The organism is Kribbella jiaozuonensis (genome assembly GCF_005233875.1).
GTDB lineage: Bacteria > Actinomycetota > Actinomycetes > Propionibacteriales > Kribbellaceae > Kribbella > Kribbella jiaozuonensis.
Genome location: NZ_SZPZ01000004.1, coordinates 391,819 through 405,070 on the forward strand (window position 1 = coordinate 391,819; position 13,252 = coordinate 405,070).

Sequence of the window (13,252 nt, forward strand, 5' to 3'; positions counted from 1 at the left end):
TGCTGGATCAGGGGAGGACGAGCGGCCCGGCCTCGACCAACAGAGACGGCACGACAACGCTCTCCATGAACGTCTGGTCGCAGCGCTCGCGGGTCGATCCGATGCCGATGATCGCGTTCATCACGTCGTCCATCCGGAACGTGAACCGCAGCTGCGGATGCCAGCCGACCAGCTCGCCGTCCTCGGCCCAGTACGTCGCGTCTCGCGTCGTACCGGTGACGAGCGTCTCCTTCGGATGCAGCACCCGCAGGTAGTCGAGCCGGTTCACCACCAGGCCGCTGCCGGTCTCGGCCAGCAGTTCGTCCTCACTCGACGTACCCGCGTCGAGCAGCAGATGCGACGGGACGGGATCTCCCCCGAACCGCCATCCGTCCGGTACGGCGTGACCGGTCGGCACTCCGCCCGTGACGCCGGCCCGGCGACGGTCCGACACCAGCCCGACGAGCACGCCCTTCTCGAGCAGCGGTGTCCGCCGCCGAACGTTGCCTTCAGCATCGAATCCGCTGGGCAGCCCGTCCGGGTCGCAGCCGTCGTCGACGAGGGTCACCAGGTCACTGGCGACCTTCTCGCCGAGCCGGCCGGAGACGACCGACCGCCCGGTCGCATACGCGTTCGCGCCGAGGACCGCGTAGCCGTAGGTGGCGATCAGCGCGTTGGCGGCTTGTGGCTTGAGCAGCACCCGGCAGGTGCCGTGCCGGGCGTCGATCGTCGGCAGCGGCCGAAGGGCGGCGCGCAGCCGGTCGGGGATCTCCTCGATCGGGAGCTGGTCGGCGTCGCGGTGCATCAGCCTGACGCTCACGGACCGGCCGTCCTGTTTGGCGATCGCCTGGATCGATGCCTTGGTCAACGTCTCGGCGCGGAACAGGCCGTTGGCATCGGCAACGACCCGATCGAGGACGTCGTACCGGATGGCGCCGCCGAGCGTGGCCGACGAGTCCAGGCCGTCGCGCACGGTCGTGAACCAGCGGTGCCGGACGGCCGGATCCGATTCGAGCACCGACGCAGCCGCCGGGATGACGGGCGTCGCCACCGAGTGATCACCGCCGTCGTGTACGGCGTCTGGGGTTGCCTCGGACGGGATGGGTGGGAGGTCGGAGATGGCTGCGTTCAGGCGGTCCGCGAGGGAGCGGACCGCGTCGGGGTCCAGCGTCTCCAGCGATCCGGCGACCGATCGGCCGTTCCGGTCGACGCGGACGCGGACCCGGAGCCGGCGTTCGCTGTGCTGAGCGGTGATCGCGGACTCGGCGTACCGCAGGAGATCTGCATGCTCGCCGAGGATGTCGAGCCGCGCGCCGTCGCCGAGAATCTCCAGCGCCCGACGGACGTCCGCTTCTTTTACCCCCGCCGAGCGAAGCGAGGCGGGGTCTGTCTCCTTTGTCCTGTTCTTCATCGTCCCACCTGCACATTCTGGAAACGGCCCGGCACGGTGCCGTGGCCCACGTGGGCGACCTGCAGCGGCTCACCCTTGTTGCACGACGGGACGCCGTGCACCCTCCACTCGTCCGGTCCGCCGAGGGCGTCGAGACTCCCCCAGAAGGTCGGGGTATCGCTCTGGTACGTACAGTTCTTCAGCATCCGCCCGACCTTGCCGTCGCGGATCTCCCAGCCGATCTCCGTCTGGAAGCGGAAGTTCATCCGCTGGTCGTCGATCGAGAACCCGCGGTTGGTGTCGACCAAGATGCCGCGCTTGGTACCGGCGATCATCTCGTCGAGCGACGACTCCCCCGGCTCCAGGCAGATGTTCGTCATCCGCACCAGCGGCAGTCGCTGCCACCCGTCCGCGCGAGCCTGACCCGTCGACTGGCCGCCAAGAGCGCCGGCGTACTCGCGACTGGACATGTAGCCGGTGAAGATGCCGTCCTTCACCAACTGGGTCCGCTGCGCCGGCGTCCCCTCGTCGTCGTACTTGAACGAGCCGAGTGCGCCGGGGATTGTCGCGTCCGCGTACGCCGAGACGATCGGCGTACCCCACCGGAAGTTGCCGCGTCGCTCGGGCGTCGCGTAGGTGCCACCGGCCAGACTCGCCTCGGTCCCGAGCGCGCGGTCCGCCTCCATCGGGTGGCCCGCACACTCGTGCAGCACCATCGCGAGTTGGTTGCTGCCAGCAACCAGCGTGGTGATCTCGTCCGGACACTGCGGTGCGGACAGCAGCGCGACCGCCTCGGACGCGACCCGGGCCGCGTTCTCCGGCAGGCCGAGCGACAAGACATGCTCGAAGCCTGCCGTCGCGAAGTCTCCGCGCTGGCCGCGGATCTGCCGTGGCACTCCCTGCGGGAACGATCGGCGTTGTACGTCGTTCCCGTCGCCGGCGTTGACCATCAGGCCGCCGCCGCTCTCGGTCAGCGTCTGCTCGATCATCGCGCCCTCGGTGTTCGCGAACACCTTCTCGTCGCGGTAGAAGTCCACGGAGGCTTCGATCTGCTGGACCAGCGGCCCGGCCGTCGACGCCTCCTTCACCGTCGCCGACAGCAGGTCGAGCTTGGTCGACAGCGGAACCGTGAACGGGTCGACGACCATCGGCGACGACCAGGTGTCCCGCGTCGTCACCGGTTCGCCCAGCACGACCCGGCCGCCACCGGCGGCCCGCGCCTGGCCGACCGCCTGGCCGACAACGGCGTCGAGACCCTGCGGGTCGAGCCGGTGCGTGGCGGCGAACCCCCACTGACCGCCGATCAGGACCCGCAGTCCGAGTCCGAGCGAGTCGTCGTAGTTCACCTCACCGGGACCGTCGAGCTCCACCAGGACCTGCTCGTGCGTACGCCGGACCACCCGGATGTCGCCGAACTGAACGTCAGCAGGCAGAAGACCGAGCACCACCTCGGCAAGCTCACGGTAACCAGTCACGAGTCGGACCTCCGATGCACAAGGTTGGGTTGATACCGACACTGTAGCAGACACTACAGGATTTCGTCAGTCTGTTGTTTTCACTACAGACGCCAGTGTCGCCGCGGAGATGTTCGCGCCGCACGACACCACCGCGACGCGCTTGCCCGCCAATTCGGTCCGTCGTTCCCGCGCGGCCGCGAACGCCAACGCCGCCGACCCCTCGATCAGCTGATGCTCGGTATCGATGACCATCGCGAGCGCGCTCCCGATCGCGTCCTCCCCGACGACCACCCAGTCGTCGACGAGCTGCCGGCACAGGTCGAACGTGATGCTGCCCGGCTCGACGCTGCCCGCCGTACCGTCCGAGAGCGTCTCCGCGGCATCGACCTGGACGATCTCGCCGGCCCGCACAGACGCCGACATCGCATCGTCGAGCGCGGGCTGAGCGCCGTACACGCGGATGCCCGGCAGGTGTTTCTTCAACACCGATGCGACGCCGCTGATCAGTCCCCCGCCGCCGACGGCGACCACGACCGCGTCGAGTGTCATCCCGTCCAGCTGCTCGAGGATCTCCACGGCGACCGTGCCCTGCCCGGCAATGACATCGGGGTCGTTGTACGGCGGAACGTAGACCAGGTCGTGCTCGGCGGCGTACGCCCGCGCCTTGGGTTCGAGTACGCCGGAATCGTTGCCTTCAGCCCGTATTTCGAGACCGACCCGGCGGAGCGCGGCGACCTTGCTCGGCGACGCGTTCTCCGGCAGGTAGACGATGCCGTGCCCGCCCAGGGTCGCCAGCGCGTTGCCGACCCCGAGGCCGTGATTGCCGGTCGAGGCGGTCACCACGCCCGCGTGCCGCTGGGCATCGGTGAGCGTGAGGATCTTTGCCATCGAACCGCGTGCTTTGAACGAGCCGGTGCGCTGGAGATGCTCGCACTTCACCAGCACCTCCGCACCCAGCTCGTCGCTGAACGCACCGAACCGGACGAAGGGTGTCGGCGGCAGATGCGCACGCAGCTTCGGTGCGACAAGCTCGGACCGTTCGGCAACCTCCGCCGGGCTCAACGTCGCGCTCATCCGGTTGCCACTGACAACTTGGCCCGGAGACCGGCGCGCAACGGGATACACATCGGCTTGCCGCTGACGGGATGCGGCACGACCTTCGACTCCACCCCGAACACGTCGCGGATGATCTCGCAGGTGAACACGTCCTCCGGCGTACCTTCGGTGATCAGCGTGCCGGACTTCATCACGAACACGTGGTCGGCGTACTCAGCCGCCATGTTGAAGTCGTGCAGCACCATGGCGACGGTCTTGCCCTGCTCCTGGTTGAGCTTGTGGAGCAGGTCGAGGACCTCGAGCTGGTACGCGACATCCAGGTAGGTGGTCGGCTCGTCCAGCAGGATCAGGTCGGTGCCTTGGGCAAGGCACAGCGCGATCCACACCCGCTGCCGCTGACCACCGGAGAGCTGATCGACATGCTGATGACGGAGTTCAGCGGTGGAGGTCACCTCCATGGCCCACTCGACGGCTTCCTTGTCCACCGAGCTCGGGGTCTTCAGCGACGTACGGTGCGGATGGCGGCCGAACCAGACCAGGTCCTCGACCGAGATCGACTCCGGGGTGACAAGGACCTGCGGCAGGATCGCGAGCAGTCTCGCGACCTCCTTGGTCGGGGTGTCCTGGATCGACTTGCCGTCCAGGATCACGCTCCCCTTGGCCGGTGGAAGCAGCCGGGCCAGGGCCCGCAATGCCGTGCTCTTGCCGGAGCCGTTCGGGCCGATCAGCACCGAGACCTTCCCGTCCGGGATGGTCAGGGTCAGATCCTGAGCGACGACGCGCTGGTCGTAGGCGAGCTGGACGCCTTGTGCCTGCAGACGCATGAGGAGGTCCTACTTTCCGGTCTTCACGAGCAGGTAGAGGAAGTACGGGCCGCCGACGACCGCGGTGATCAGGCCGGCCGGGACTTCCAGTGGGGGCGCGATACCGCGGCCGAGCATGTCCGCGAACAGCATCAGCAGCACGCCGAACAGGCCGGCCGCCGGAAGCAGCGCGAGGTGCCGGCCGCCGAAGACGCGGCGGGCCATGTGCGGGGCGATCAGCCCGACGAATCCGATCGTGCCGGACACCGCGACCGCCGCCGAGGCCAGCGCGACCGCGAACAGCAGCAGGGTCCGCCGCGTCCGTTCAACCGGTTCCCCCAGTCCAGCGGCGAGGTCGTCGCCGAGGCCGAGCACGTCGAGTTTGCGGGCCCAGACGATGATCAGTGGAACGAGTACGGCGACCCAGGGCAGGATCTCCAGGACCGAGCTCATCGTCCGGCCGAACAGGCTGCCGGTCAGCCAGATCAGCGCCGCACTCACGTCCAGCGGATTGCGGACGAGCAGGAACCGGATGCCGGCCTCGAACGCCGCCGATACCGCGATGCCGACCAGCGCGATCCGCACCGGAGTAGCACCTCGCCGGTACGCCAGCAGGTACACCAACGCCGCCGCGATGAGACCGCCGACGAACGCCGCCGGTACTACGGCCACCACGGGGATGCTGGGTATCGCCAGCAGCAGGAGCATTCCGGCGAAACCCGCGCCCTTGGTGACGCCGACGACGTCCGGAGCCGCGAGCGGGTTGCGGATGACGCCCTGCATCACTCCACCGGACACGGCGAGCGCGATGCCGACCAGCCACGCCAGCAACACCCGGGGCAGCTGGAACTGCACCACAATCTGAGCGGCCTGGTCGCTGGTGTCACCAACGATCGCCTTGAAGACATCGCCCATCGAGACGTCGGTCGCGCCGACGCTCAGGCTGTAGAACGACAGGACGACGGCCAGGACGCCCAGCGAGCCCATCAACACGCCCGGATGGCGCTGGGCCAGCGTCGTACGTCGGACGCCCTGCGCAATGATCGCTGTGCTGGTCATGAGGTCACCTTCTGCCTGCGGGCCAGGTACACGAAGATCGGTGCACCGATGAGTGCCGTCACCACGCCGGCGGGGACTTCGTACGGCGGTTTGACGTAGCGCGACACGATGTCGGCGTACAGCACGAGGACGGCGCCGCCCACCGCACACAGCGGTAGCAGGACCGTGTAGCTGGAGCCGACCACCCGCCGCATGATGTGCGGCACGATCAACCCGATGAACGCCACCGGACCGGCCACCGACACGGCAGCGCCACACAGGACGATGACCAGCGTCGACCCGAGCAGCCGGGTCCGTTCGATGTTCTGGCCCAGCCCGCGGGCCATGTCGTCGCCCAGCGCCAGCAGGTTCAGCGGCCGCGCCATCGCGAACGCGCCCAGCAGACCGAGGATCAGCCACGGCAGCAGGTTGCGGACATCGGGCCAGCCCGCGAAGTTCACCCCGCCGACCAGCCAGAACAGAACGCTGTCGGCCGAGTTCTCGTTGAAGATGATCAACACCTGCGTCAGCGAGATCAGCAGGCTGCTCGCGGTCACACCGGCCAGGGCGAGCCGGATCGGACTGACCCGCCCACGCCCCGAACCGGCCAGCAGCATCACCGACACTCCGGCCGCGGCGGCTCCGCCGAACGACAGCAGGATCGTCGGTGCGCCGGACAACGACGGCAGGACGGTGATCGCCAGCACGACCACGAAGGCTGCGCCGGCGTTCACCCCCATGATCTCCGGCGCGGCCAACGGGTTCGCAGCCACGGCCTGCATCAGCGCACCGGCCACCGCCAGGGCGGCGCCGACGCAGAGCGCCAGCACCACCCGCGGCAACCGGATCGACTGGATGATCAGCTGGTCCGGCGTATCCGCCCGGAAGATCGCACCAGGCACCCGCGACAACGGGATGTGCTGACTTCCGATCGACAAGCTCCACAGCACGCCGGCCAAGACCAGCGCGAGCAGCACCAGCGTCGCCCAGAAGACCCGCTGCTTGCTCGTGACGATCTTCGGACGCTTGTGAGCGGCGTCCTCGACAGGTTGTTTGGGCACAGTGCCCACGGACAGCGCCATGTCACTTCCCGTAGAGGAGTTTGACGGCTTCCTTGGCGACCACTTCGGAGGCGATCAGGCCACGCGACCGCGACCACTCGTTCGGGTCGACGTCGTACGTCGCGTTGTTCTTCACCGCCGGCAACTGCTTCCACAGCTGGCTCTTCGCCCAGGTGTCGCGCAGGGTCGGTCCGTCGTTCGGAGCGATGAACATGATGTCCGGCTTGGTGCCGACGAGCGTCTCCAGCGTCAGCGAGACCGACGCGTCGCTGCCACTGTCCGGCAACGCCGACGGAATGCCGATCGCGGACAGCACGCCCGGCGTGTAGGCCTTCGGCGGGAACCCGGTGAAGCCCTTCTCGGACGCCCGGACGAACAGCGCCTTGCGGCTCTCGTTCGCGGTCGCCTCGGCCTTCAGGTCCGACATCGTCTTGGCGTGCTCGGTCAGCCGCTGCTTCATCTGGTCGCACTTGTTCAGCGCGATCGCGGTCGACATCTCACTGTCCAGCACCTGCTGGTAGTTGCCGTTCAGGCTGGCGTAGGCGATCGTCGGCGCGATCTTCGACAGCTGCGCGTAGATCGCCTTGTGCCGGCCGCTGTCGGCGATGATCAGGTCCGGCTTCAGCGCGGTGATCACCTGGATGTTCGGCGTCGCCCGCAGGCCGACCGACTTGTAGGCGCTGACCTTCTCCCGCAGCGCGGGGATGATCCGCTTCGGCTCGTTGTCATCGGCAACACCGATCGGAGACATCCCGACCGCGACCAGGGCGTCGACGAAGGAGTACTCCAGCGCCACCACCTTGGTCGGGTTGCCGGTGATCGTCGTGGTGCCGAGATCGTGCTTGATGGTGCGGGTCGGTTTGCCGCACTCGTCCAGGTTCACACCGGGGCCGACGCCGGGCGCGGCGGCGGCACGGTCAGCATTCGGCGCCGCCCCCGCGGCCGGTGACACTGACGAGGAGGAGTTGCCGCAGGCAGCCAAGGCACCTGCGGCGACGGTCAGGGCGAGTACGGCGACAGCACGCCGTACCCGGGTGGCGGAGTAAGACATGGCACTTGCTCCTTGAGACTAAGGATGCGTGGCGGGGTCATCGCTGCCCGGCGAGGGCGTGGGCCGGGCCGGGTACGTCGGGACGGTCGTCGGGACCGGGACCGTCGTACAGGTTCCAGGGCGCCTGCTGGTAGCTGTTCGCACAGGGCAGGCCCGGGGTGAGCCGGTAGCTACCGGTGGTCAGGTCGACCAGGCTGGAGGCGATGGTGGCGTAGCGGTCGAGCTCGTGCCGGCGCGGGTCGACGTGCTGGCAGACGGCATCGGGGTGTCCGAAGTGGTCGCTCATCGTGGTGCGCACGATGGTGCTGACCGCTTCGTCGGTGCTGCCGTCGCGGCGGAGCCGGTGCAGGCCCGTCTCGACGCGCGGCACACGGTAGAGCGAGTCGACCGAGAACGGGCGGTAGGTGTTCTCGATCTGCGGCGGGACGAACGCCTGGAAGTGGTTGCCGTGAACCAGCAACCCGTCCGTCGGGTACATCCAGCCGTGCCGGCCGGGGGTGGTCTCGACGTCGATGGCGAAACCGTCCCGGTGGGTGAGCAACAGATTGCTGGACAGGCTCTGGCGGGCGTCGAAGACCGCCTTGAGCGCGTCGTGGAAGTCCCAGCTCTCCAGGACCTTGCGGCGGACGAGAGCACCCGGGACACCGGGCCCGCCGCCGAAGCCGGCGCCGAGTCCGTTCGCGTTCAGGGCGATCCCGGCCGAGTTGGCGCCGTGCCGGCCGACCTGGCCGGCCTCGACGTGGCAGATGATCGTGGGCTTGCCGGGCTGCGCGATCCGCAGGACCACGAGGGTTTCGGCGACACCGTCCCACAGGTCCCAGTTCTGTCCGGCCCAGGTGTGGCCGAGCGCGTTGGCCTGCGGCAGTACGGCGAACGACGTACAGCCCTCGTCGTCGTCCTTGGACTCGAACGGGTTGCCGCGGGTCAGTTCGCCGCGGCTGTTCAGCGCGACGATCTCCGCGAAGCTCCGGCCCGACCCGTCGGCGATCCCGCGCAGTTCGGGCACGATGTCCGGGAGGTAGCCCGCCATGATCGGCACCCAGACGGCGGCGCGGTCGAGTACGTCGGACCACGCGAGTCCGGTCTTGTGGGCGATCGACTCGGCATAGAAAGCCACCGAGGCAGCGATCTGCTCACGCGCCGCTTCGCCGTACTGACGGCCACGTTCCCGCGGATCCGCCGCCGAAAGGTCGATAGTGTCGATCACGGAGAGCTCCCTGCACTGGGCCGTTGTGTCCACTACGAATATTCACCTGACGGTAGTGATTGCTACAATCGCTGTCAACGGATTCGCTGATGAAAAGATCTGCCGGGAGCGAATCGGACGGGAGGGATGTCATGACCACAGCGGAGGCCAAGCCACCGACCCTGCAGGAGCGCGTCGCGACGCGACTGGGGGATCTGACCGCGACCGAACGCAGGGTCGCCGAGTACCTGTCCGCGCATCCGCAGGAGGCCGCGTTCTCCTCCGCCGAGGAGCTCGGCCGGGCAACGGGTACCAGCGACGCCAGCATCGTCCGCACCGCCAAAGCCCTCGGGTACGACGGTCTGCCCGGGCTGAAGCGTTCGCTACAGGGCCACCTGCAGACGCTGCTCTCGCCGGCCAACCGGCTGAGCGCGAGTCTCGAGACCCTCGGCGACGGCCCGGAGACCGTCCTGCGCGCAACCCTCCGCGATCACATCGAGCACCTGATGATGGCCGAGCAGACCATCGACACGGCGGCGTTCCGGCGCGCCGTGGAGCTCGTCGACGCCGCCCACGAGACCGTCGTCTGCGGGTTCGCGGGCCTGGACGGCGTGTCGGAGTACATCGCCACCCATCTGACCCGGATCGGGCACCGGGCGCGTACGGCGACCGAGACCGGCTACCGGCTGGCCGACCGGATCCTGCTGCTCGGGCCGGATGACGTCGTGATCGTGATGGCGCACAACCGGGTGAACCGCGAGACGCGCACGATCATCGATCACTGCGCGGGGGCCGGCGTACCGGTGATCCTGCTGACCGACACGCTCGGCGAGGCACTACGCGACGAGGTCGAGGTCGTCCTGTCCGCGCGGATGAGCCGGCCGGGAGCGTTCACCAGCCAGGCCGTGGTGCTGATCCTGCTCGAGGCGCTGACGATCGCCGTGGCCGCACGCGACCGTGGCCGGGCGCTCGAGAACACCGAGCGGATGAACCAGCTCCGCGAGGAACTCAACGGCTACCCGCTGGCGGACGAGACCGTCCTCGGCCACCAGCGCACCAAGGGCGGCGCAAAGCCGAAGTCCCGCGGCCGCTGACTCAGACGGTGCCTTCGGTGCGTTCGTAGACGTCTGCTTCGAACTCCTCGAGCAGGCGTTCGCAGTCCGCGACCTTGGACCGGGCGAGGTCCTTGCCGTCGGCATCCATCCAGTCGCGGTCCTCGACCTTGGTCAGCCAGCGGCGGAGCTTCTCCAGGTCCTGACGGATCTCCTCGGCCTCCTCGAACGTGTAGTTCTCCCGGAACCGCTCGAACTCGATCTCCTTGACGAACTTCGTCTCGCACTCCTCGACGATCTCGGCGTACTCCTTGGCCGACTGGGTCCGGAAGCCCTCGACGAACTGCTCGCGGGCGTCGTCGTCGACCTCGGTCAGGGTCAGGAACACGCTCGAGCCGCCGAGCTCGGTGACCCGCTCGCGCACCTTCTCCATGCCGGTCCGCAGGTCGTCGCGGTCCGGCAGCACGCACACGGCCTGCTGCACGTAGAACCCGCCGAGTCGCTTCAGCTCCCGCCACACCGCCACCCGGGCCCGCGAGGACTCGCTGGGAACCTTGTAGATGAGCAGCAGCCAGCTCTCGGGGCTCTTGGCCTTGGTACGTCGGGTCGCCATGCCGGACAGGTTATCGGCTGACACGACTTCGCAGCCCGTCGACGAGGAACGGCATCACCTCCTGCCAGTCCGCGACCAGGCCGACATCGCAGTGCGCGAAGACCTCGGCGGCCGGATCGGTGTTGATCGCCAGTACGGTCCCGGCGCGGCTCGCACCGGCCAGGTGGTTCAGGTTCCCGGACAGACCGACCGCGACATACATTCGGGGTGCGACGCTGCGGCCGGTGATGCCGATCTGACGACCATGCGGGAGCCAGCCCTCGTCGGTGACCTTCCGGGTGGCACCGAGCTCGGCACCGAGCAGGAGACGCATCGCCTCGAGCTCGTTGTACTTGTCCGGCGGTACGCCGCGGCCGACCCCGATCACCACTTCAGCACGATCCAGGGCGTCGCCGTCGTCACCGGTACGACGTTCGGCACGGGCGATGGCGGGATCCGTCGCGACGGCCAGGACATGCTCGGTGAGTTGCCGGCCGGCGCGCGGCGTACGGAGTGGCAGGAGTCCCGTCCGCAGGGTCGCGATCTGGGGTGTGCCGTGACTGACGATCTCCGCCAGCGTGCCGCCGCCGGACGGCTTCAGACCGGCCAAGCGACCGTCCTTCGCAGTCAGGCTCACCAAGTCGGACATCAGCCCGGCGCCGAACACGACCGCCAGCCGGGCAAGTACTTCGCGGTCCCACGGCAGGGCCGCGCCGAGCACGGCCCACGGCTCCCACTCGCGGATCCACCGTGCCAATGCGTGTGCCACGGGTCGCGGTTCGTCGCCGCTCAACGTAATGACCTCGTCGGCGCCCCACTGCGCGAGGTCGGCACTGCTCTGTTCTGTACGCACCGCGACGACGGCACCGCCGGCCTCCGCGGCGAGCGCGGCGGCAGTTCCCAGCAGCGCCCGCGTCCCGGCAGCAGGCCCAGGGCCAACCAAGGCGACAACGTCCGGGCCGTGCCGTTGCGGGGTCGGCACAGGTTCGGCCGACAGAGCGACGGGTGCGTCGAAGCAGCCCCGGGCGATCAGCTCGGTGATGGCCCGGCTCACCTGCGTTTCGGGTCGACCCCGGAAGATCACCGGGTCCCGGGTCAGCGGGGCCGGGTGGACCTGGGCGACCTTGGTCGGGCTGCCGGGCAGACCCCAGGCGCCGGCGGCGAGGTCGGTCGTGCTGACTCGCCGAACGGTGTCGGCCGACGGCCAGGACTCGGCCGGGACCTTGGCCGGCGGGCAGGACCGCTCGGCCACGGCGACCACGGCCGGGAGATCAATAAGAACAGACTCGGTGCCGGAGTCGTACTGGACTGTGGTGCGCAGCCGCCCGCCCTCAGCCTCCAGGGTGAGGACGGGACCGGTGAAGGGGAGGCCGAGGAGCTCGGCAAGCATCGCGCCGACAGCTCCGGTGCTGCCGTCGACCGAGCTCGAGCCGACCAGGATCAGGTCGGGTGGCTCGTCCAGCACCGCGATCGTCGAGGCGAGCGCGCGTGCGGTGACCAGGCAGTCCGACCCGGCCAGCGCGGGATCCGACAGATGTACTGCGTCGTCGACACCCCAGCCCAGAGCTTCCCGCAGTACGTCGACAGCGGCGGGCGGACCCATGGTGATCGCCGTACTGCGACCACCCGTCTCCCCCGCGAGCCGGACCGCCTGGGCCACGGCCCGACGGCACCACGGGTTCATCTCGGTGATCGCACCGGCCCGTTCGAGCCGTCCGTCGGCGTCGAGGCGTCCGCTGTGGTCGCCCTTGGGCACCTGCTTCACCAGGGCCGTGACGAGGAGGTTCATGACAATCCTGTGCCGACGGCCAGGCCGATCGCGAAGGTGACCGCGGCCGACAGCCCACCGAGCAGCAGTTGGCGGCCGCCGCCGTACCAGAAGGGACGACCGGTGATCTTGCCGACGATGCCGCCGGTGATGACGAGGCCGAGTGCGCTCAGCAGGAGCGCAGGCAGCACACTGCCGGCGCCGAAGAGGAACGGGACGAGCGGGATCAGCGCGCCGACCGCGAAGGCCGCGAACGACGAACCCGCCGCCACCCAGGGCGAGGGCAGGTCGTTGGGGTCGACGCCGAGCTCCTCGCGGACGTGGACGTCGAGCGCGACCGCGGGGTTGACGGTCAACTCACGGGCGACCTCGGCGGCGAGCTCGGGGCGCAGGCCCTTGGCTTCGTACATCAGCGCGAGCTCGCGCTCCTCTTCTACCGGATGGATCTCGAGCTCGCGTTTCTCGACCGCGATCTCGGCCTGCATCAGCTCGGTCTGGGACGAGACCGAGGTGAACTCGCCGGAGGCCATCGAGCAGGCACCGGCGACCAGGCCGGCCAGTCCGGTCATGATCACGACCTTGCCGGTCGCACCGCCGCCGACCACACCGGCGACGAGGGCGAAGTTCGAGACCAGACCATCCATCACACCGAACGTCGCGGGCCGCAGCCAGCCGCCGGTGACATCGCGATGGGAGTGGTGGATCTCAGGGGTTTCCGCAACTTCTGCGGTCATTTCGAGGATGTCCTTCCGCAGTGAGGTGAGCCTTCCCGAACTGAGGATTGCGTAACCTCAGTTAATCTGCATCACCTGTTACATA

At 68.7% G+C, this 13,252-nt stretch carries 12 protein-coding genes; 1 reads left to right on the plus strand and 11 read right to left on the minus strand.

Translation table 11 applies throughout. From position 1 onward, the window contains the following. Nucleotides 1-7: 7 nt before the first annotated feature. From FDA38_RS28020 to FDA38_RS28055, 8 genes are all read right to left on the minus strand, one after another. Nucleotides 8-1,390 (minus strand): metallopeptidase TldD-related protein, encoded by a 1,383-nt coding sequence (locus FDA38_RS28020; protein WP_137257128.1) that lies wholly within the window; start codon nt 1,388-1,390, stop codon nt 8-10. Continuing rightward, a complete protein-coding gene (locus FDA38_RS28025; RefSeq protein ID WP_170989898.1) occupies nt 1,387-2,844 on the minus strand; it encodes a TldD/PmbA family protein in 1,458 nt (485 codons plus the stop codon). Before FDA38_RS28025 ends, FDA38_RS28020 begins: the two co-directional genes overlap by 4 nt. A gap of 66 nt (nt 2,845-2,910) precedes the next feature. Continuing rightward, nucleotides 2,911-3,900, minus strand: a complete 990-nt coding sequence (locus tag FDA38_RS28030) for a pyridoxal-phosphate dependent enzyme (protein ID WP_137257130.1) — start codon at nt 3,898-3,900, stop codon at nt 2,911-2,913. Beyond that, nucleotides 3,897-4,706, minus strand: a complete 810-nt coding sequence (locus FDA38_RS28035; protein WP_137257131.1) for an ABC transporter ATP-binding protein — start codon at nt 4,704-4,706, stop codon at nt 3,897-3,899. Before FDA38_RS28035 ends, FDA38_RS28030 begins: the two co-directional genes overlap by 4 nt. Before the next feature lie 9 nt (nt 4,707-4,715). Further along, nucleotides 4,716-5,744, minus strand: coding sequence for a FecCD family ABC transporter permease (locus tag FDA38_RS28040; protein WP_137257132.1), 1,029 nt, complete (start codon nt 5,742-5,744; stop codon nt 4,716-4,718). After that, entirely contained in the window at nt 5,741-6,805 is a 1,065-nt protein-coding gene (locus FDA38_RS28045) for a FecCD family ABC transporter permease (RefSeq protein ID WP_137257133.1), read from the minus strand. Before FDA38_RS28045 ends, FDA38_RS28040 begins: the two co-directional genes overlap by 4 nt. A 1-nt stretch (nt 6,806) precedes the next feature. Further along, nucleotides 6,807-7,835: an ABC transporter substrate-binding protein gene (locus tag FDA38_RS28050; protein WP_137257134.1), complete on the minus strand. Its 1,029-nt coding sequence runs from the start codon at nt 7,833-7,835 to the stop codon at nt 6,807-6,809. Between the two features lie 37 nt (nt 7,836-7,872). Continuing rightward, on the minus strand, nt 7,873-9,042 hold the full coding sequence (locus FDA38_RS28055) for a C45 family autoproteolytic acyltransferase/hydolase (RefSeq protein WP_137257135.1): 1,170 nt from the start codon (nt 9,040-9,042) through the stop codon (nt 7,873-7,875). Nucleotides 9,043-9,173: 131 nt separating this feature from the next. Between FDA38_RS28055 and FDA38_RS28060 the strand changes: the two genes are divergently transcribed. Beyond that, entirely contained in the window at nt 9,174-10,115 is a 942-nt protein-coding gene (locus tag FDA38_RS28060; RefSeq protein WP_170989899.1) for a MurR/RpiR family transcriptional regulator, read from the plus strand. 1 nt (nt 10,116) lies between these two features. Here the strand turns inward: FDA38_RS28060 and FDA38_RS28065 are convergent, their stop codons facing one another. From FDA38_RS28065 to FDA38_RS28075, 3 genes are read right to left on the minus strand one after another with little or no spacing between them, the layout of a single operon-like run. Continuing rightward, nucleotides 10,117-10,686 (minus strand): Chromate resistance protein ChrB, encoded by a 570-nt coding sequence (locus FDA38_RS28065; RefSeq protein WP_137257137.1) that lies wholly within the window; start codon nt 10,684-10,686, stop codon nt 10,117-10,119. 10 nt (nt 10,687-10,696) lie between these two features. After that, on the minus strand, nt 10,697-12,454 hold the full coding sequence (locus FDA38_RS28070; protein ID WP_137257138.1) for an FAD-binding protein: 1,758 nt from the start codon (nt 12,452-12,454) through the stop codon (nt 10,697-10,699). Next, nucleotides 12,451-13,167 carry a VIT1/CCC1 transporter family protein gene (locus FDA38_RS28075; RefSeq protein ID WP_137257139.1) on the minus strand — a complete coding sequence of 239 codons (717 nt, stop codon included), beginning with the start codon at nt 13,165-13,167 and terminating at the stop codon, nt 12,451-12,453. The genes FDA38_RS28070 and FDA38_RS28075 overlap by 4 nt, the downstream gene beginning before the upstream one ends. Between the last annotated feature and the right edge of the window lie 85 nt (nt 13,168-13,252).